Origin of the sequence: Providencia manganoxydans, assembly GCF_016618195.1 — a bacterium.
Taxonomy (GTDB): Bacteria; Pseudomonadota; Gammaproteobacteria; order Enterobacterales; family Enterobacteriaceae; genus Providencia; species Providencia manganoxydans.
On the sequence record NZ_CP067099.1, the window covers coordinates 3,532,154 to 3,553,041 of the forward strand.

Here is a 20,888-nt window from a genome sequence, read left to right on the forward strand (position 1 = left end):
CAAGAGCAGCAGTACAAAAGGACGATTAACCTGCCTTGGGCGGAACCTAAATCAATAAATAGGACCATTATGAAGAATTGGAAAACGCTTATTCTGGGACTGATGTTTGCAAGCTCCACAGCATTGGCTGCACCACAGCAAATGGATAAAGTTGCTGCTGTTGTCAATAACGGAGTTGTGCTGGAAAGTGACGTCCAGAATATGCTGAACACGGTAAAATTGAATGCACGCAATGCAGGGCAACAAGTGCCTGATGACCAAACACTCCGTCATCAGATCCTTGAGCGTTTGATTACTGATAACATCATGTTACAGATGGCTAGCCAAATGCAAATCAATATCCCTGAAGAAGCTGTTAACTCAACAATTGCGGATATTGCACGTCAAAATGGTTTAACCTATGAACAAATGCAAGCGCGTTTAAAAGCGGATGGCATCGATATGGCAAAATATCGTAGCGAAATCCGTAAAGAAATGCTGATCGCTGAAGTACGTAATAACGAAGTTCGCCGTCGTGTGACGATTTTGCCGCAAGAAGTTGAATCACTGGCAAAACAAATCAGCAGTCAAGCTGACTACGAAGCAAACGTCAACTTAAGCCATATACTTATTCCATTGCCAGAAAATCCAACGCAAGAGCAGCTACAACAAGCAGATGCTATTGTTACAAAAATTATGGATGAGCTGAAAAAAGGCGGTAACTTTGGCAAACTGGCTATCGCCTACTCAGCAGATCCACAAGCGCTAAAAGGCGGCAACATGGGTTGGTCTCGTCTACAAGAGCTTCCTGTTGTATTCGCTGAACAACTGAAAAATGCGAAAAAAGATGACATTGTTGGCCCAATCCGCTCTGGCGTCGGTTACCACATTCTACGTGTTAACGACATCGATAGCGCCAATAAAACCATTTCAGTCACTGAAGTCAAAGCGCGTCATATTCTGTTGAAATCATCCCCCATTATGGATGATAACCAAGCAAGACAAAAATTGGTTCAAGTTTCACAAGATATCCGTAATGGCAAAACCTCATTTGAAGATGCCGCGAAAGAGCTTTCTGAAGATCCGGGGAGCGCACTCAAAGGTGGAGAGCTAGGTTGGAATATGCCTGATGTTTATGATCCCGCTTTCCGTGATGCACTAATGAAATTGAATAAAGGTGAAATCAGCCAGCCTGTTCGTTCCAACTTCGGCTGGCACTTAATTCAGTTAGAAGACACGCGTAATGTCGATAAAACTGATGCAGCACAAAAAGATCAAGCTTATCGTTTATTGTTCAACCGTAAGTTCAACGAAGAAGCACAAAGTTGGACCCAAGAACAACGTGCTGCGGCATACGTAAATGTCATCGATGGACGTGATAACCAATCTAATGACGAAAAATCTCAATAAACCCATTGTGATCACCCCCGGCGAGCCTGCCGGGGTAGGTCCAGACCTCCTAATCCAGCTCGCTCAAGAGTTTTGGCCTGTAGAGCTGGTTGCTTGTGCTGATCCTGAATTGCTCCTTACACGCGCTAAACAGCTGAACCTCCCTCTATCATTAAAAACCTATGCGCCAGATAGCGGACACGACGCTCAAGATCCTGGAAGTCTCTCTATTCTCCCTGTTACCTTAAATGCTTCTGTTAAGGCAGGTGTTTTAAACGTTGATAATGGCAGCTATGTCACTGAGACCTTAGCAAGAGCATGTGATGGCTGTTTAAACGGTGAATTTTCTGCGCTTGTGACCGGACCGGTACATAAAGGTGTCATTAATGACGCAGGTGTTCCATTCAGTGGACACACTGAGTTCTTTGCAGATAGAAGCCATTGCCAGCGCGTCGTCATGATGTTGGCAACTGAAGAACTACGCGTTGCGTTAGCAACCACCCATTTGCCATTGAAAGATGTTTCTGCGGCGATCACCCAACAAAGCTTACGTGAAGTCATTACCATCTTAAATCATGATTTACGTACTAAGTTTGGCATTGATTCACCCAATATCTATGTATGTGGCTTAAATCCACATGCAGGTGAAGGTGGTCATATGGGAATGGAAGAAATTGATACTATCATCCCTGCTCTTGAAAACCTGCGTGCTGAAGGGATTAATTTGGTTGGACCATTGCCTGCCGATACCCTATTTCAACCCAAATATTTAGATGATGCAGATGCCGTGCTTGCAATGTATCACGATCAGGGTCTTCCTGTGTTAAAATACCAAGGTTTTGGTAGAGCCGTGAACATTACGTTAGGTCTGCCTTTCATCCGTACTTCTGTTGACCATGGCACTGCGCTAGAGTTAGCTGGTACGGGTCGTGCTGATGCGGGGAGCTTTATTACCGCATTGAAGTTAGCTATCCAAATGACATATAAGAATTCATGAATAATCGAGTCCACCAAGGGCATCTTGCCCGCAAACGTTTCGGGCAGAACTTTTTAACTGACCAATTTATTATCGACAGTATTGTTGATGCAATGCATCCGCAGCCTGGCCAAGCCATCGTAGAGATTGGCCCAGGCCTAGGTGCATTAACCGAACCCGTTGGTAGTAGAATGGACAAAATGACGGTTGTCGAGCTCGACCGCGATCTCGCTGCACGCCTGCATGTTCATCCTCAGTTGAAAGATAAGCTCACTATTATCCAGCAAGATGCGATGACGGTGGATTTCGGTGAACTAGCTAAACAGGCGGGTCAACCTTTGCGTGTTTTTGGCAACTTGCCTTATAACATTTCAACGCCATTAATGTTTCATCTGTTTACGTTCACTAATTCAATTGCAGATATGAACTTCATGCTGCAAAAAGAAGTCGTCAATCGCTTAGTCGCAGGGCCCGGCAGTAAAGCTTATGGCCGTTTAAGTGTTATGGCACAATATTATTGCCAAGTGGTTCCTGTTCTCGAAGTCCCACCAACGGCTTTTGCTCCACCACCGAAAGTTGATTCAGCCGTTGTTAGACTTATCCCTCACCGCGAGAACCCTTATCAGCTAGAAGATATCAAAATGCTCAGCCGTATTACGACGCAAGCATTTAACCAACGCCGTAAAACCATCCGCAATAGCCTTGGTGATTTACTTAGTGTTGAACAGCTGACAGAGCTTGGTATCGATCCTGGCACTCGCGCTGAAAATATTTCCGTTGCAGCTTATTGTAAAATGGCAAACTTCTTAGCAAATTTGCCTAAATAAGAGTTGAAAAGGAGGCACTATGCTTAACGAACCGAATGTGAGCATCCAAGTACAGAGTGTCTATATTGTCAGCCAGTCTCAACCTGAGATAAATCGGTATGTTTTTGCTTATACCATATCTATTCGAAACTTAGGTAGAGAAGCCATTCAGTTAATGAGCCGTTATTGGCTCATCACTAACAGTGATGGTCATAAAACTGAAGTGCAAGGTGAAGGCGTCGTTGGCGAGCAGCCTATTATCCAGCCTGGATCCGTCTATCGTTATACGAGTGGCGCTATCTTAGAAACCCCGATGGGAACAATGGAAGGCTATTACGTCATGCTAAACGGCCGAGGGGAACACTTTCATGTTGATATCCCTGCATTCCGCCTTGCTTTACCTACTTTGATTAATTAATTATGTCTACATATCTTATTGGTGATGTGCACGGTTGTTATTACGAATTGCGTGCGTTGCTAGAACAAGTTAATTTTGAACCTGAAAAAGACACATTATGGCTCACGGGTGATCTTGTTGCCCGCGGCCCTGAATCATTACAAGTGCTTCGTTATGTTAAAAGCCTTGGTTCATCTGTACGTTTAGTACTCGGTAACCACGATCTGCATCTTTTGGGTATTTACTGCAAAATCAGTCGCAATAAACCTAAAGATCATCTTGATGAGTTACTCAATGCTCCCGATGCAGACGAATTAATTAATTGGCTGCGACGCCAGCCACTACTGCAAGTTGATGAAGAAAAGAAAATCATCATGGCCCATGCAGGAGTGACCCCACAGTGGGATCTGGATACAGCTCGCATGTGTGCACGAGAAGTTGAATCAGTTCTCTCTAGTGATGCTTACCCATTATTCATTGATGCCATGTATGGTGATATGCCCAATAATTGGTCTGAGAGCTTAATGGGACTGCCAAGACTACGCTTTAGCACTAATGCATTAACCCGTATGCGTTATTGCTTTCCTCATGGTCAACTCGATATGATTTGCAAAGAGAGTCCAGCCAAAGCGCCTTCTCCGTTAAAACCTTGGTTTGCCCTACCTAACCAATTACCTGATGGCTATGCTATCTTTTTTGGTCACTGGGCTTCGCTAGAAGGAAAATATACACCTGAAAATGTCTATGGATTAGATACAGGTTGCTGCTGGGGAGGAAACCTAACGTTATTTCATTGGGAATCTAAGCAATATTATCATCAGAAATCACGACAAAAGCGCCATAAAGATTAATTTATGTTTTTTAGGTCGATAAACTTATATTAAAACGTCTTATTTAAAAGTAATAAAAATAATTAACTCCATTAAGTTCATTTTTTTAATTACAATTTAAAGCGATAACATCCTAGGCTGATAATAAAAAACGGAGCAAGTTGCTCCGTTCTTAATTTTTATTAAGATTAAATTCTTTTGGTTAATATTTCGAAACAATAACCATGGGAATTATTTTCATCTGCCTCGTGATATTCTGTAAATACTGAATCCCATTCATCAGGTTCATAGATTGGGAAATGAGTATCACCAATCACTTCAGCATCAACATGCGTTAAATATAGCTTGCTTGCTAGAGGTAAAAACTGTTGATAAACCTTACCGCCACCAATCACGATGACTTCATGATCATCAGCGTCATCCCGTACCTGTTTCGCTGCTGCTAAAGCTTCTTCAACAGAAGAAACCCAGATAACATCATTATCTGTGCCAGGTCTACTACTTAAAACAATATTTACTCGCTGTGGAAGCGGACGTCCAATTGACTCATAAGTCACTCGTCCCATTATGACTGGTTTATTTAACGTATTACGTTTAAACCATGCTAAATCACCTGGTAAATTCCAAGGCATCGATTTTTCCATACCGATAACTTGGTCAATCGCCATCGCTGCGATTAAACTAATATTCATCTAGTCACCTTAGAGGCTAATATACAATTTTGTGCTCACTATACGTAAAGAGAAAAGCTTCGTCGACTAAATTTAATCTTCCTTAAAAAGCGATTATTAATTTATACTCATGTAGTGAGCAAACCGACTAAAAATAACATTTAAAAACAATTAGCTTTAGATACATTAACTAACTAGCTCTTCCCGCTAGACAAAAAGTTTTATGTTGTGAATAATTTTGACGAGCGCACAACACATAAATATAACCACCCTATTTCAAACTTGAAGTATAACGAGTAAGGACAATAATGTACGAAACCTCAATACTTATCGCAACCATTGCGACACTAGGTATGTTATCTCCAGGGCCTGATTTCTTTCTGATTATCAAAAATGCGGCTCGTTACCAGCGCTCCGCCGCTCTTATGACAGCAATGGGAGTAATTAGTGCCGTTGCCTTGCATATGTCCTACTGTGTTGCAGGATTAGCAGTACTTATCACAACAACACCTTGGCTATTTAATATTTTAAAATATGCAGGTGCCGCCTATTTGATTTGGATAGGTATAAAAAGCTTAATGCCAAACAAAGGGCAACAAATTGATTTAAACCACACCCAGCACGAAGTCGTCACATTTAAAAAAGCCTTTATGCAAGGGTTCTTATGCAACGTACTTAACCCAAAGGCGACGTTATTCTTTCTCGCCGTATTTACCCAAGTATTGAGTGTTGATTCAACTTTTGGTGAAAAGCTGTGGATTGCCTTTATTATTTGGGGATTAGCCGCTATTTACTGGCCATTATTGGTTTGCTTAATCCAAAGTGCCCCCGTTAGAAAAGGCTTAGCAAAAGTGCAAAAATATGTGGATAAAATACTGGGGGTCGTCCTAGTCGCTTTTGGGATCCGCGTTGCATTAAGCTAATTTCTATTCCCCAACGAGAGAATACATAGTCAATAAATCAGAAATCCGTGTTGCCTAAACGCTCATGGTAGTCAATACGGATTAAAGTCATAAACGTCATCACACTCTACATTGTAACCTTCTACGTTCTTCTCCAGTAACCAAAAGGACATTTTGATCATTATACAGATACAGTGTTTCACTTATTATAAGTTACTGCCTCACCCTAATCATTCACCATAGTTCAGCTCATTAAATGTAAGATTTCATTTAAACTAGCACCATTGTTAACACTATATAAAACACTACCATTACTATATAATCACAATAAAATAAGATTAAAATCCAAATATAGGACTTATTATGAGTGAAAACACTTCCTTTTGCGATGAAAATGAAATAAATAAGCTCTCTACTATTTTGTTAACAACAGCTGAACAAGCTGAGTGGCAATCCATGTTACAAAAAGCAATTAACCACCCAGATGAATTATTAGAAGATGACAAATACTCTAACTATTCTGCACTAGAAGATATTTTCGATGAGGATCAAGAAGAAGAAGACAAACTACGATTACTTTTTGATATTTTCTGTTATGCAAACAATGTCGTTATTGATATTGACTGGCGTGGAGAAGAGGATGATGATCAACTAAGTTCGTTTTTAGCACAACGTCTGAATAAAATGAGTCCTTCATTTGAAACTCACGAAGTACACGCTAGAATGAATAAATACATTGAGACCAGTGAATTAGATAACCAACAATTTGATAGCTCAACTGACTATTTTGCTAATAAATTTAGTTTATTACAAAAAGTTATGGCTGAATATAATTATAAAATGGGTGTCTTACCTGTAGATTATGACTCATTTCCTATTTTTATTACTAGCCTTGAACACGCCCCTTTGTTTGAAGAGAGTAGTCTGATAGATTTCATTCCAAACTAAATTTTTTTCAGATACGGATTGGCTCTCTCAACTAATCGATGCTTCTAGGTGGCTATCTTTAATCATCCTTAATAGATAGCCACCTTCATAAATGAACCTGTCATACCATGAACTTAATCTTCTGGCGCAACAACCAATTGCCCCACCGATCCTAAATCCGCCTTCTCTAAATTGTGGCTATAGAACAAAAATGGGAAGTGATCATAAGATGGCTGCATCATTTGCACGAGCAATTCAGTTTTTCCATCGACCCAAACAGTATCTTTCCAACCAAAATCCTCCGCTGGAGTCTGCTGACCATTACGATTAATCACCTTGAAACGTACCCCTTCAATATGAAAAGATTGCGGCACATTACTGGTTACAGCCCAGCGTTCCCAAGCTCCTTGCTGGCTAGATAAATCAATACGACGGGTATCTTTCGTCGCATTATTGATCCCATACGGCTCATTCAAATGAATATCGCGATTACGGATAGAGGAAGTAATTTGCGTTTTGTCTTCCACTAACTGAGTCGGTAGGTCATCGGTCACCAATGACATAAGTCCTGTCGCTCTGATCGTTAACACGTTAGTTGATATCAAAGTTGATGATGGCTCGAATAAACTCTTCATTCTATCTATGAAGGAAGCGGATTCGCCCGCCGTAATGGTGACCTCTTCCGTTTTCGTCATATCAATCAAGACTTCACGACGTTCACCCGGAGCCAATGAGAGTTCAGGAATACTCACTGGTGCAGTTAATAACCCTTGATCTGACGCTATCATCGCAAATGGTCGCCCATCACTAATTTTCATCACATAACGTCGGGAGTTGGATGCATTCAATAAACGCAGACGGATCCAGCCACGAGAGACTTCAACATATGGGTCTTGAACGCCATTTACAATTAACGTATCCCCTAAAAAACCGTCTTCATTGGCTTGATATTCAGGCACACCAAAATTATCTAAACGTTTATCTTGGATAATGACAGGGAAGTCATCAACACCATAATGTTTTGGCAACCTGAGATTTTTGTTCGAATCATCTTCAATGATCCACATTCCTAATAAACCATTGTAGATTTGCGAGCCCATTTTTCCTTCAGTATTGGCATGGTACCAAAGGGTTGCTGCTGGCTGACGAATGGGGATCACCGGTGACCAGTCCGCACCTGAAGAAATAAGCCTTGCAGCTCCTCCCATCTGAGTACCCGGTACTTGTAAGCCACTAATCGTCATAGAAACAGGATCAGGTAATCTATTACTATAGATTAACTTGATATCATCACCATTCTTGACTTTCACTGTCGGGCCTGGGTAGGAGCCATTAACCCCCCAAACATCCGCAGAGTATTTTCCATCAAAAGACCAATGTATTTTTTGTAACGTCAAAAATAACGGCTGGCCAGATCGGGATTCTAATAATGGTGGAACTGGGAGTGGTATTTTACCGTTACCACTTGCTAGAGCACTGTTCGGTGTATTTACCAAACATAAAGCCAACCCAGCAATAAGCAGGGATCGGCACCGACTGAATGACATAAATTCTCCACTACATTAAAAACAGCAGCGTTTGTTATTATTAGAGTTGCTTAATAAAAGCCAATATATTTGTCATGTTCTAAGTCGCAGCACGTTACCTAGTGATAATCGTAACGCCTCGAATTATTTAGAGTACAAAATGGCAAATTTTAGGTGTAATAATATCGCGAAATCAGAGTAAACCCTAAAAATATCTATGCCGATAAACAAAATTTAATAGTCAAAAATGACAGCGCTGAACAATATTAGACAGGTAAATAGCAGGATCTCCCCCATTCATTCACTTTCGCTAAAAATGGGGGATACACTCGTCATACTTCAAGTTGCAGCGTTGTTGACGTCGTTCGCTTGTTGCCTCGCTGCACCTCGAATTATTTAGAGTATCAATAGAGGTAAAAAATATTAATTCTTTTGCTTATCCATTTCAGCAACTTCCGCATCAAGTTCTTTGATCTTTGCTTCCATTAGATCATGGCAATGTTGCGCGAGCTCCCTGACTTGATCGCGTGAATAATTTTTAGTGTCTATTGGCTCTAACATCTCAATAATAACGTGACCATTGTTCCAACGATTCAGTTTAATTCGCCCTTGCGTACTCGAAACACAAACAGGTACGATAGGTACACCAGCGGCGATTGCTGCATGAAATGCCCCTGTTTTGAAAGGTAATAATCCACGCCCACGACTACGCGTTCCTTCAGGGAACATCCACACTGAAATTTGATGTTTTTTAATTTGTTCGGCAACTTGTGAAATCGTGTTATGTGCTTTAGAACGGTTAGCCCTGTCGATTAAAATATTTCCGGTGATCCAATACAGAAAACCGAAAAAAGGGATTAACACTAGGCTCTTTTTACCTACAGTTACCGTTCTTGGTACAACACCATTTGACATTGTTACCATATCATAATTATTTTGATGGTTCCCAATATAGATACTCGGTCCATATTTCTTCGCTTTCTCAGGAACACGATTAACAATTTTAATACCAAATACGACCGATAAGCGGCCAAACATGTGACCAAATGTCATCACATGTTTTGGATTACGTGGGCTAAATAAACAATAAATCGCCCCACCAACACACACCAATATCGTATAAATAATCACAATAATGGTACGAATAAGCGCTAACATAGTGACCTCTGTTCCGTCTAAAAATAAGTAGTTTCTAGCTATTATCAATTAATTACTGTGCTGTATCAGCAGGTTCAACTTCGATACGTTCAATATTATGTAATCCTCGAGGTAATGAGGTACCTCGACGCCCGCGCTCTGCACGGTATTTCTGCAACTCTTCAGCCTTAAATTTAAGCTTCCGTTTACCGAAATATAACGTGATTGAAGATTGAGCTGGTAGCACTAATAACCAAACCAATAAGTCTTCACCACTAGCCGCTTGTGCGCCGGTGATATTGATAATTTTATTGCCTTTCCCTTTCGATAGCTGAGGTAAATCAGCAACAGGGAACATTAACATGCGCCCAGCCTTAGTAATGGCTAGTAACATGTCTTCCTGCTCATTATTAAGCTCTATCGGCGCTAAGATTTTGGCATTATCAGGCAAGTTAATCAGAGCTTTACCGGTTTTATTTTTCGTTACTAAATCATTAAATGTACAAATAAAACCATAACCTGCATCTGAGGCCATCAAGTATTTTTGCTCATCTTGAGCCATCAATACATGCTCAACAGTCGCTCCCGGTGGCAATGACAGACGACCTGTCAGTGGCTCTCCTTGGCTACGTGCAGAAGGTAATTCTAATGGATCAACCGAGTAGCTACGCCCAGTGGTATCAAGGAACACCGCTGGTTGGTTTGTCTTACCACGAGCAGCACCTTTGAAATTATCACCGGCCTTATAATTCAGATTCGATGGCTCGATATCATGACCTTTAGCACTGCGCACCCACCCCATTTCAGACAACACAACAGTGACAGGCTCTGAAGGTAAAATTTCATGTTCACTCAATGCCTTAGCTTCTTCACGTTCATGCAGTGGTGAACGACGATCATCGCCATATGCTTTCGCATCTGCCTGAATTTCTTTTTTGATCAAGTTATTCAGTTTACGCTCAGAGCCTAAAATACCTTGTAACTCATCACGTTCTTTCGCTAATTCGTCTTGCTCGCCACGAATTTTCATTTCTTCGAGTTTTGCTAAGTGACGTAATTTTAGCTCTAAGATGGCTTCAGCTTGCGTATCGGTGATAGCAAAACGTTCCATCAACACAGGCTTAGGCTCATCTTCAGTACGGATGATTTCAATCACTTCATCAATATTAAGATAAGCAATTAATAAACCATCTAGAATATGCAAACGTCTTAAGACTTTTTCTAAGCGGTGATTAAGGCGATTACGCACAGTTTGGCGACGATAAACGATCCATTCATTGAGTATTTCAACTAACCCTTTCACTGCCGGACGGTTATCAAGGCCAATCATGTTTAAGTTAACACGGTAACTTTTCTCAAGATCTGTTGTTGCAAACAAATGCGTCATCACTTGTTCGAGATCAACACGATTACTACGCGGTACAATCACTAAACGAGTTGGATTTTCGTGATCTGATTCATCGCGCAAATCATCAACCATTGGCAATTTTTTCGCTCGCATCTGGCTGGCGATTTGCTCTAACACTTTTGCACCAGACACTTGATGAGGCAGTGCAGTGATCACCGCATTGCCGTCTTCTTTTTCCCAAACGGCACGCATACGTACAGAACCGCGACCATTTTGATAAATTTTACGAATATCATCCTTCGAAGAAATAATTTCTGCTTCAGTTGGGTAATCAGGCCCCGGTACATATGCCATAATATCATCAAGTGATAACGTCGGTTTCTCCAACAAAGCCACGAGAGCTTGAGCCACTTCACGCGCATTGTGTGGAGGAATATCCGTTGCCATCCCAACAGCGATACCTGTTGTTCCATTCAGCAAAATATTCGGCAAACGTGCTGGCAACATTTTGGGTTCATTTAATGTGCCATCAAAGTTAGGGATCCAATCCACCGTTCCATGAGCAAGCTCACTCAATAAAACTTCAGCATACTTTGATAACCGCGATTCGGTATAACGCATCGCAGCAAAGGATTTAGGATCATCAGGTGCCCCCCAGTTCCCTTGACCGTCAACCAATGGATAACGATAAGAAAACGGCTGAGCCATCAAGACCATAGCTTCATAACATGCGCTATCACCATGTGGGTGATATTTACCTAGCACATCACCCACAGTTCTAGCCGATTTTTTATACTTCGCGGTATTGCTTAAGCCTAATTCGGACATTGCATAAACAATACGACGCTGGACAGGCTTTAGCCCATCACCAATAAACGGTAACGCCCTATCCATGATGACGTACATCGAATAGTTAAGATAGGCACTCTCAGTAAAGGCGTGGAGGGGTAAGCGCTCTACGCCGTCATGAGTAATTTCACTCATTCAATACATTCCTTACTGTTTTTTGATCGCGTGATGAAGACTAAACTTCAATTTCAGCCATATCGCCTTTTTCTTGCAGCCAATTACGGCGATCTTCTGAGCGTTTCTTCGCTAAAAGCATATCCATAACCGCTAACGTTTCTTGGTAGTTTTCATCATCAATAGTTAACTGCACAAGACGGCGTGTATTCGGATCCAACGTGGTTTCACGTAACTGAATTGGGTTCATCTCACCCAACCCTTTAAAACGTTGCACGTTTGGTTTGCCTCTTTTACGGCTGAGCCTTTCAAGTACGGCATTCTTTTCGCCTTCATCCAACGCATAGAAAGTCTCTTTCCCTAAATCAATGCGATAGAGTGGTGGCATTGCCATATAAACATGTCCTGCCTTCACTAATGCAGGGAAATGGCGCACAAATAATGCACATAATAACGTGGCAATATGCAACCCATCAGAGTCAGCATCGGCAAGGATACAGATCTTCCCATAACGCAGCTGGCTAAGATCTTCACTATCCGGATCCATACCAATTGCAACAGAGATATCATGTACTTCCTGTGAGGCTAGCACCTCATCGGAAGAAACCTCCCAAGTATTAAGAATTTTACCGCGCAGAGGCATGATTGCCTGATATTCACGGTCACGAGCCTGCTTTGCAGAGCCACCAGCAGAATCCCCTTCCACCAAAAATAACTCAGTCATACTCAGATCTTGCGAGCTACAATCGGCTAATTTCCCGGGTAAAGCTGGGCCGCTAGTCAGTTTTTTACGCACCACTTTTTTAGCGGCACGCATACGACGCTGGGCACTGGCAATTGCCATCTCAGCAAGCTGTTCAGCAACTTGAACGTTTTGGTTTAACCATAGGCTGAAAGCATCTTTAATGACACCAGAAACGAAAGCGGCACACTGCCGAGAAGATAGACGTTCTTTGGTTTGACCCGCAAATTGTGGGTCTTGCATTTTAACTGACAGCACATAAGCACAGCGCTCCCAGATATCATCAGCAGATAATTTTACCCCTCGAGGCAAAATATTGCGGAATTCACAGAACTCACGCATCGCATCAAGTAACCCTTGGCGTAGACCATTAACATGGGTACCACCCTGTGCTGTCGGGATCAAGTTAACATAGCTTTCAGTGAGCAGTTCTCCACCTTCAGGTAACCATAACAGCGCCCACTCGGCTGCTTCGGTATCGCCAGAAAACTCCCCCGTAAAAGGTTGCTCTGGTAACAGTTCTAAACCGTTAACCGCTTCCATCAAATAATCGGTTAACCCATCAGTGTAACACCAGCTTTGCTCTGTATTATTGAGTTGATCCTTAAACGTGATTTTCACGCCAGGACATAAAACCGCTTTCGCTTTTAAGTTATGGGCCAACCGAGAGACCGAAAAGCGTGGATTATCAAAATAGCTTTCATCGGGCCAAAAATGCACACTGGTCCCCGTATTGCGCTTACCACAGGTACCAATCACATGGAGATCTTCGACTTTATCGCCATTTTCAAAAGCTATTTGGTAAATTTGCCCATCACGGCGCACAGTAACTTCAATACGTTTAGATAAAGCATTAACAACGGAAATACCTACACCATGTAAACCACCAGAGAATTGATAGTTTTTATTGGAAAACTTACCACCCGCGTGCAATTGCCCTAATATCAGCTCCACCGCAGACACTTTCATTTCAGGGTGAATATCAACAGGCATTCCTCGCCCATCATCAACCACCTCAAGGGAGTGATCTGGGTGTAAAATAACCTCAATATGCCCTGCATGGCCTGCGAGTGCTTCATCGACGCTGTTATCAATAACTTCTTGTGCTAAATGGTTCGGCCGACTGGTGTCTGTATACATACCAGGACGGCGGCGAACAGGTTCCAAACCACTGAGGACTTCAATGGCCTCTGCGTTATAACTAGATTGAGTCATGTTGTCATTCTGCGGTAATAGGTGATTAATTGAACAAATTGAATCGTTCAATCCGTGATTTACTGTTGATAATAACAGTGTACATGGGTTTTGGCATTATTTCATTTCTTCTGCCAATCTCAGGAAATGGATTATCTGAGGAAAGTAAGCTTCGAAACCAACGAATGCATGGTTGCCATACGGTTCAACCGTTTGTTTGCATTTTGCCAAATAAGAAACGGCCTGACGATAATCAAGAACTTCATCACCTTCCTGCTGTAACAGCCAAATCAAATCAGGGGATGTTATTTGTGGTAGATGCAAAGCTTTCAGCTCATGCATATGTTTTGGTTCAAGAAAATATTTTTCATCAGTATATGGATTGGTGTTTTCACCCAAGTAATCTTGCAACAGATCAAACGGGCGCACGGCTGGGTTAACAACCACCGCAGGCAACTGAAAACGCTGTGAAAACCAAATAGAAAAATAGCCACCAAGTGATGATCCTACCAACCCTATCGGCTCGTCTTGATGCTGTACAATAATGTCTTCTAACATTACAGCGGCCTGCTGTGGATAGCAAGGCAACTGCGGCACCACCATATTAATATGTGGATAGTGTTCTTTGACCCACTGTTTTAATCCATTAGCTTTTGCAGATAAAGGTGAACTGTTAAAACCATGAATATAGAGCAGCGTCGCCATTAATAACCATCCGAATCCAGATCAGGGCTAAACTTTTGAGTATTCAAACGATAAACTTGTGTACTCACTTGCCGATCACCGTGTTCATCAACCGTTAATTCAAGATAACGCCAACCCGGCGCAACCGTATCTAATTCAAAATTTGTGCAGTGCGGTTTAAACTGAACACAAGTAGATGGCGTGGCTAGTAACCGAATTCCATTCCAATATTCATCCATTTCTTGATGAATATGACCACAAAGCATAGCCTTAACTTGTGGATAGCCTTTTAAATATTCAGCCAGCATATGGGAGTTACGTAAGCTATGTTGATCGAGCCATGTACAACCCGATGGTAAGGGATGATGATGCAGCATGATCAGCGTTGTTCGCTGCGGTTGACTATCTAAGCATTTTTTCATCCACTCAAGTTGCTGCTCAGACAGTTCGCCATGTGGGACATCTTGTAGCTGACTATCTAGCATCAAAATTTGCCATTCGCTACCAATAAGAATTTCTTTAGCGCAAGAAATGCCTGCAAGTTTTAAAGAATTAACCATCGCAGGTTGGTAATCGTGGTTGCCCGGCAGCCAAACGCAAGGCGCTGGTATTAATTCAATACCCTGAGCAAAGTGTTGATAAGCTTGTGGCGATTGATCTTGAACTAAATCCCCTGTAGCGACAATTAAATCAATAGGCAAATTTTGTTGTAAGATAGCATCAAGGACAGCGTGATAGCTTTGGTGCGTGTTAATCCCCAATAGGGTATTCGCTGTATCAGCAAAGAGATGCGTATCAGTAATTTGTAAAATTCTGACTACCTTCGCGTTCCGAGCAGTCACTTCGAGCTGGCTGTCCAAAAGTTTTCCTTGTTCCAATTAAAGATGAATAGCACTAAAGAAAAAAACACCGCTATTCTAACGTTAGTCGTTGGCCAATATCTGCTAAATAGCACACACTTCATTAGATTAATGATTATTTAAGACTGTTTCACCCATTTTTGTTGCAGTTTTTTATAATTTAGTTGCAACCATTGCAGCACAATTACGGTAGCTGCATTATCAATGATCCCTTGCTCAACCCACTGATAAGCCTGATCACGACTGACCACATGAACTCGGATATCCTCATTTTCTGATTTCAAACCGTGGATCCCTGATGCCTGAGTGCTATCCACTTCTCCGACATAGACATACATACGTTCTGATGTCCCCCCAGGGCTAGAGAGGTAGCTCAAGGCTTTTTCTGTACGGCCTATTTTTAAACCCGCCTCTTCATCAGCCTCACGATGAATAACATTTTCAACCGTTTCATTTGGCTCGATCATCCCGGCAATGGCTTCAAGTAGCCATGGTGTTTCACTGGTTTCGATCGCCGGTAATCTAATTTGCTCGATCAATACGACCTGATCGCTACTGGGATCATAGGGCAAAATAACCCCTGCGTGCCCGCGTTCAAAAACTTCACGAGTAATTTCTTGGCTCCAACCGCCTTCAAATAATCGATGGCGAAAACGGTATTCCACCATTTGAAAAAAACCGTTAAATAATTTACGCTTAGATATAATTTCAACATCATTTTTATTGTATTTAAATGGTTGTTTTGCGTTATTTGTCATAACAGTCTCCTAAACTGATGATTTCCATATTAAGGAAAAATTGTGGAATAAGACAGTTTTTAAGGTTTTTTGCTCTGAGATGAGTTAATGTTTAAACAAATTGAGACGAAATGGCACAAAACGCTACCGTTAACACAACCGATATTCTGTTACAATACGCGTCATTATTTAAATCGATGGGCAACAACAGAGTCTATTTTTGATAACTGTTTTTAGTGCTAATGATTTATTTTGACATAGGTTACTGTAATTGCCCTATTATCCGTCTTAATCTCAGATGGGCTATGCTCTAAATAATTCAAGGTACAGCGAGGCAATAAGTCAACGAGTCGCTAGGAGCGTACAAAAGTATGTGACGCGCGTAAGTGAACATAGGCAATAGCACTGTAACTTGAATTATGATGAGCATATAGGTAACAGACTCCACCTATTTGTTGTTTAATCAAGGAATCCAAATGAAGAAACTGCTTCCCCTTTTTATTGCGATGAGTTTTGTGGGTCTCAGTACAAATAGCTACGCAGAAGATCTCCTTCAGGTTTACCAAAAATCGAAAGAGAGCAACCCTGATTTAAGAAAATCGCTGGCAGAGCGCAACCAAGCTTTTGAAAAAATTAACGAAGCCCGTAGCCCATTGTTACCACAATTAGGTTTAGGTGCTGGCGTAACTTATGGTAGCGGTTACCGCGATGCAAGTAATACTGAAAGTAATGGCCTAAATGCCTCGTTGAAATTGACTCAGACGGTCTTTGACATGTCAAAATGGCGTCAATTGAACGTCCAAGAAAAAACCGCAGGTATCTCTGATGTCACTTATCAGACTAGCCAGCAACAACTGATTTTGGATACCGCTACTGCTTACTTCAATGTATTGAAAGCGATTGATGCGCTGTCTTATATCGAAGCAAACAAAGAAGCTGTTTATCGTCAATTAGATCAAACGACTCAACGTTTTAATGTTGGCTTAGTGGCAATCACTGACGTACAAAACGCCCGTGCTAACTATGATAGTGTTTTAGCGCAAGAAGTTGCAGGTCGTAATGATTTAGAAAATGCGGTTGAAAAGCTGCGTCAAGTCAGCGGTGTTTACTATAACCAATTAGCATCATTGAATATTGATCGTTTTAAAACTGTCAATCCTGATCAGGTTGAAGCGATCCTAAAAGAAGCTGAAGAGCGTAATCTTAGCTTGCTGAGTGCTCGTTTAGCACAAGATGTTTCTCGCGAAAATATCCGTTTAGCAGAAACTGGCCACATGCCGACGGTTAGCTTAGATGCTGCAACGAGCGTCACTAATAGCCACAACCATGGTAGCTCTCTTCCACCAACCACTGATCGTAATAGTTACACTGGTCAAAATAGTGTTGGCTTAACATTAAGCTTACCACTGTATAGTGGCGGTGCGGTGAGTTCACAGGTCGAACAGGCGCAATACGGTTTTCAAGGTGCAAGCGAGCAACTTGAAAGCGTCTACCGTAATGTGATCCAATTAGTACGTTCTTCTTACAATAACGTCTCTTCTTCTATCAGCAGTATCAATGCTTATAAACAAGTTGTGGTTTCTGCACAAAGCTCATTAGATGCGATGGAAGCGGGCTATCAAGTCGGAACTCGTACTATCGTTGACGTATTAACGGCAACAACAGCGTTATATCAGGCGAAACAAAACCTATCTAATGCTCGATATGATTATATGATTAATCAGCTCAATATTGAGTTTGCTCGCGGTACCCTCAACGAAGAAGATATCGCACGTTTAAATGCTAGCCTAGGTAAAGAAGTGTCTACAGCCTCTAGCAGCATCATCCGTAATATCGAAGCGCCAAAAATTAAATAATTGGCAATTTAAGGAGGGGCTTATAAATAAGCCCCCTTTCTTTTATTTAAAACCCTTTCCTCAGTAAAATCATCTTAAACCAATAATATCATTATTATCTACATTCAAATTAATAAACAAAATATATTAATCACTTTAATATTAAATAGTTATGCAAAGATTAAGAATAAATTATGAGGTTTGCGTCAGTGAATGCAAAGTCATTTTTCTTTACTCATTTACCGGTGATATAAAGCTAGCGCCTGTAATTGATCTATATTCGTTATACTTCAAATTGCAGCGCTGTTGACGTCGCTCACTTGCGCCAGTCATCTAGTTTTCTATGCTCTTAGCGACTCATTCACTTGTCGCCTAGCTGCACCTCAAATTATTTAGAGTATAAAAATGGAACTCTCATGAAAAAAATGATCCTGCTGGCATTATGTACTGCTCTTGTTTTACCTGCTGCAACTGCGCAAGCTGCGCCACCAGCACATCATCAAGCGGTAAAACCATCGGCTCACGCCGCTAAAGTACATAAAAATAAAAAACCGACTCCACCACCAAAAAAGAAGAAAGCGCCAAAAAAACATAAAGTAAAAACACCACCAAGACCATAATACATAATTGCTACGCAATAGATGTTTATTGCTCTCTTGCGTAGCAAACTTACTCTCTTTGCCAATCATCTTATTTATATCTAAATATCTAGGTCAGTTTATCTAAATAAACCGCTGTTTTTGATATCATTAAATCCCTTTAAACTGATAACTAAATAGAAAAGACGCCTATAAATAACTATTTTATTCTATAAATTTAATTAGCTTTGTCTTAGTGATGTTTATCTTAGCAAAATCAGCTAATTCCGATTATAGATATCGGGTTGATGCATAAAAAACAACCAACCAACAACCATTTGAAATAAAAAAGAAATTATCATTTATTATCAAATAAATAAGTTACTCATCATCACTTTTAGTAGAAAATTCACAAAATTTATTATTTATTCGTTTTTCACTGGTGTTTTTGCTTTAATTTTCATCGTAATTGCCCTATCCTAGGGTCAACAACTAACATCTTATCTCACTCTTAATTCAGGGTAATTACCATGACCATGAAGCGCACCAAAGATATCAATCAAGACGCATTTCGTAAGTCTTGGCGTTCATACCGCTTAGCACCTGTAGCTATCGCTGTTAGTGCCGTATTTATGCTTTCTGCTTGCGAAGAAAGTGATGAAACCGTTTCTCTTTACACCAATGCTCAAGACTGTAGCCAAGCGAATCCATCGCAAGCTGAACAATGTACTTTGGCTTACAATAACGCATTACAAGAAGCTGCAAAAACTGCGCCTAAGTATGCCACTCAAGCAGACTGTATTGCTGAGTTCGGTGAGTCAATGTGTACTCAGGCTCCTGCACAAGCAAGCTTTGCGGGTACAAATACAGGCAATGGCGAACAAACAGCACAAGCACAAAGCAGCTCAGGCAGCATGTGGATGCCTCTGATGATGGGTTATATGATGGGTCGTATGATGGGCGGTGGCGCACCATCACAGCCATTATTTAGCTCTAAAAACCCAGCCAGTCCTGCAAATGGCAAATTTGTGGATGCCGCAGGTAAAAGTTATGGCCCAGCAGTTGCTGGTGGTCGTTCAATCAGCGTACCTAAAACAGCAATGGCGCCTAAGCCAGCAACGACCTCAACAGTAACGCGTGGTGGTTTTGGTGACACAGTGAATAAACAAGCAATGGCACAGAAATCGTCTTCTTCATCTAAATCTTCTTCCCGTTCAATGGGTGGTTGATAAGTAATGAAACGAGTTCCTATTATTGAGCGCCCTGATTGGCGCGAAAAAGCAGCAGAGTTTGGCTTCGGTTTTCACACTATGTACGGCGAGCCGTACTGGTCTGAAGATGCTTATTATCAGTTCTCAATGGCACAAATAGAAGAAATTGAAGATGCAACTGCCCAGTTGCATCAAATGTGTCTAAAAGTTGTAGAACGCGTTATTGAAAGTGATGAGCTACTGACACGTTTTCAGATCCCTAAACATTGTTGGGGCTTTGTACGCCACTCATGGAAAACCAGCCAACCTTCACTCTATTCACGCCTTGATCTCGCTTATGATGGCGTTAACCCTCCTAAGCTACTGGAAAATAATGCGGATACACCAACGTCTCTTTATGAGTCTGCTTTTTTCCAATGGATTTGGCTAGAAGATCAAGTAGAAGCAGGTAAGTTACCTGAAAATGCCGATCAATTTAACAGTATCCAAGAACAGTTAATTGAACGCTTTACGCAGCTTAAAGATCAACACGGTTTCCGTTTACTGCATATGGCATGCTGTCGTGATACCGATGAAGATCGCGGCACCGTTCAGTATCTGCAAGACTGCGCGAATGAAGCGGGTGTTGCGACTGAATTTCTGTTTATGGACGAAATCGGCTTAGGTGAAAGAGGTGAATTCACCGATACCCAAGATCAGGTTATTAGCAACCTGTTTAAGTTGTATCCATGGGAATTCATGCTCAGAGAGATTTTCTCTACCAAATTAGAAGATGCAGGTGTGCGTTGGTTAGAACCAGCGTGGAAAAGTATTATTTCCAATAAAGCATTGCTACCTATGCTATGGGAAATGTTTCCTGATCACCCTAATTTATTGCCAGCTTACTTTGCTGATGGCTCAAAACCAGAGCTAGATAGCTATGTGATCAAGCCACTGTTCTCTCGTGAAGGGGCTAACATTCGCGTGATTGAAAATGGTCAAGAGATTGCATCTGCTGATGGGCCGTACGGCGAAGAAGGAATGATCATTCAGCAATTCCATCCACTACCTCAATTCGAAGGTAATTATACCTTGGTTGGAAGCTGGTTAGTGAATGATCAACCTGCTGGGATCTGTATTCGTGAAGATAAAGAGTTAATCACTCAAGATCTCTCACGTTTCTATCCACACGTCATTATTGACTAAATTAATATCAC

Annotated in this window: 19 protein-coding genes; 11 read left to right on the plus strand and 8 right to left on the minus strand. The window is 41.4% G+C overall.

Annotated elements, in window-relative coordinates; genetic code table 11:
- The first annotated feature begins 69 nt into the window (after positions 1-69).
- The 5 genes from surA to apaH are packed head-to-tail and all read left to right on the plus strand — an operon-like array spanning position 70 to position 4,398.
- Positions 70-1,389, plus strand: a complete 1,320-nt coding sequence (gene surA, locus JI723_RS16030; RefSeq protein ID WP_070928845.1) for a peptidylprolyl isomerase SurA — start codon at positions 70-72, stop codon at positions 1,387-1,389.
- Complete coding sequence (pdxA, locus tag JI723_RS16035) at positions 1,370-2,365, plus strand: 4-hydroxythreonine-4-phosphate dehydrogenase PdxA (protein ID WP_272580671.1); 996 nt, start codon at positions 1,370-1,372, stop codon at positions 2,363-2,365. The genes surA and pdxA overlap by 20 nt, the downstream gene beginning before the upstream one ends.
- Positions 2,362-3,171 carry a 16S rRNA (adenine(1518)-N(6)/adenine(1519)-N(6))-dimethyltransferase RsmA gene (gene rsmA, locus JI723_RS16040; RefSeq protein ID WP_070928847.1) on the plus strand — a complete coding sequence of 270 codons (810 nt, stop codon included), beginning with the start codon at positions 2,362-2,364 and terminating at the stop codon, positions 3,169-3,171. The genes pdxA and rsmA overlap by 4 nt, the downstream gene beginning before the upstream one ends.
- Positions 3,172-3,190: 19 nt before the next feature.
- Positions 3,191-3,568, plus strand: a complete 378-nt coding sequence (gene apaG, locus JI723_RS16045; RefSeq protein ID WP_070928848.1) for a Co2+/Mg2+ efflux protein ApaG — start codon at positions 3,191-3,193, stop codon at positions 3,566-3,568.
- A gap of 2 nt (positions 3,569-3,570) precedes the next feature.
- Complete coding sequence (gene apaH / locus JI723_RS16050) at positions 3,571-4,398, plus strand: bis(5'-nucleosyl)-tetraphosphatase (symmetrical) ApaH (protein ID WP_272580672.1); 828 nt, start codon at positions 3,571-3,573, stop codon at positions 4,396-4,398.
- Between the two features lie 167 nt (positions 4,399-4,565).
- On the opposite strand, the gene folA is transcribed toward apaH, so the two are convergent.
- Positions 4,566-5,069, minus strand: coding sequence for a type 3 dihydrofolate reductase (folA, locus tag JI723_RS16055; RefSeq protein ID WP_070928850.1), 504 nt, complete (start codon positions 5,067-5,069; stop codon positions 4,566-4,568).
- 287 nt (positions 5,070-5,356) lie between these two features.
- On the opposite strand from folA, the gene JI723_RS16060 reads away from it, so the two are divergent.
- Positions 5,357-5,971: a LysE family translocator gene (locus tag JI723_RS16060; protein WP_272580673.1), complete on the plus strand. Its 615-nt coding sequence runs from the start codon at positions 5,357-5,359 to the stop codon at positions 5,969-5,971.
- A 342-nt stretch (positions 5,972-6,313) separates the two neighbouring features.
- Positions 6,314-6,898, plus strand: coding sequence for a DUF6630 family protein (locus JI723_RS16065; protein WP_272580674.1), 585 nt, complete (start codon positions 6,314-6,316; stop codon positions 6,896-6,898).
- Between the two features lie 113 nt (positions 6,899-7,011).
- Here JI723_RS16065 and ftsP read toward each other — a convergent pair whose 3' ends face one another.
- The 7 genes from ftsP to nudF all read right to left on the minus strand — a co-directional run bounded on the left by ftsP (position 7,012) and on the right by nudF (position 16,089).
- Positions 7,012-8,424 (minus strand): cell division protein FtsP, encoded by a 1,413-nt coding sequence (ftsP, locus tag JI723_RS16070; RefSeq protein WP_272580675.1) that lies wholly within the window; start codon positions 8,422-8,424, stop codon positions 7,012-7,014.
- Between the two features lie 402 nt (positions 8,425-8,826).
- The gene (locus JI723_RS16075; protein ID WP_272580676.1) at positions 8,827-9,561 is read right to left on the minus strand and encodes a 1-acylglycerol-3-phosphate O-acyltransferase; all 735 of its coding nucleotides are present in this window, start codon (positions 9,559-9,561) and stop codon (positions 8,827-8,829) included.
- Between the two features lie 52 nt (positions 9,562-9,613).
- Entirely contained in the window at positions 9,614-11,872 is a 2,259-nt protein-coding gene (gene parC, locus JI723_RS16080; RefSeq protein ID WP_272580677.1) for a DNA topoisomerase IV subunit A, read from the minus strand.
- Positions 11,873-11,912: 40 nt separating this feature from the next.
- Positions 11,913-13,808 (minus strand): DNA topoisomerase IV subunit B, encoded by a 1,896-nt coding sequence (parE, locus tag JI723_RS16085; RefSeq protein WP_070928855.1) that lies wholly within the window; start codon positions 13,806-13,808, stop codon positions 11,913-11,915.
- Between the two features lie 96 nt (positions 13,809-13,904).
- Entirely contained in the window at positions 13,905-14,492 is a 588-nt protein-coding gene (gene yqiA, locus JI723_RS16090; RefSeq protein WP_272580678.1) for an esterase YqiA, read from the minus strand.
- Positions 14,492-15,331 (minus strand): 3',5'-cyclic-AMP phosphodiesterase, encoded by an 840-nt coding sequence (cpdA, locus tag JI723_RS16095; RefSeq protein WP_070928856.1) that lies wholly within the window; start codon positions 15,329-15,331, stop codon positions 14,492-14,494. The genes yqiA and cpdA overlap by 1 nt, the downstream gene beginning before the upstream one ends.
- A gap of 119 nt (positions 15,332-15,450) precedes the next feature.
- Complete coding sequence (gene nudF / locus JI723_RS16100) at positions 15,451-16,089, minus strand: ADP-ribose diphosphatase (protein ID WP_272580679.1); 639 nt, start codon at positions 16,087-16,089, stop codon at positions 15,451-15,453.
- Between the two features lie 455 nt (positions 16,090-16,544).
- Between nudF and tolC the strand changes: the two genes are divergently transcribed.
- From tolC to JI723_RS16120, 4 genes are all read left to right on the plus strand, one after another.
- Positions 16,545-17,924, plus strand: a complete 1,380-nt coding sequence (gene tolC, locus JI723_RS16105; protein WP_070928857.1) for an outer membrane channel protein TolC — start codon at positions 16,545-16,547, stop codon at positions 17,922-17,924.
- Positions 17,925-18,319: 395 nt separating this feature from the next.
- Entirely contained in the window at positions 18,320-18,523 is a 204-nt protein-coding gene (locus JI723_RS16110; protein ID WP_337979554.1) for a hypothetical protein, read from the plus strand.
- A 488-nt stretch (positions 18,524-19,011) separates the two neighbouring features.
- Positions 19,012-19,710 (plus strand): DUF1190 family protein, encoded by a 699-nt coding sequence (locus tag JI723_RS16115; protein WP_070928859.1) that lies wholly within the window; start codon positions 19,012-19,014, stop codon positions 19,708-19,710.
- A gap of 6 nt (positions 19,711-19,716) precedes the next feature.
- Positions 19,717-20,877, plus strand: a complete 1,161-nt coding sequence (locus tag JI723_RS16120; protein WP_070928860.1) for a glutathionylspermidine synthase family protein — start codon at positions 19,717-19,719, stop codon at positions 20,875-20,877.
- Positions 20,878-20,888 lie beyond the last annotated feature (11 nt).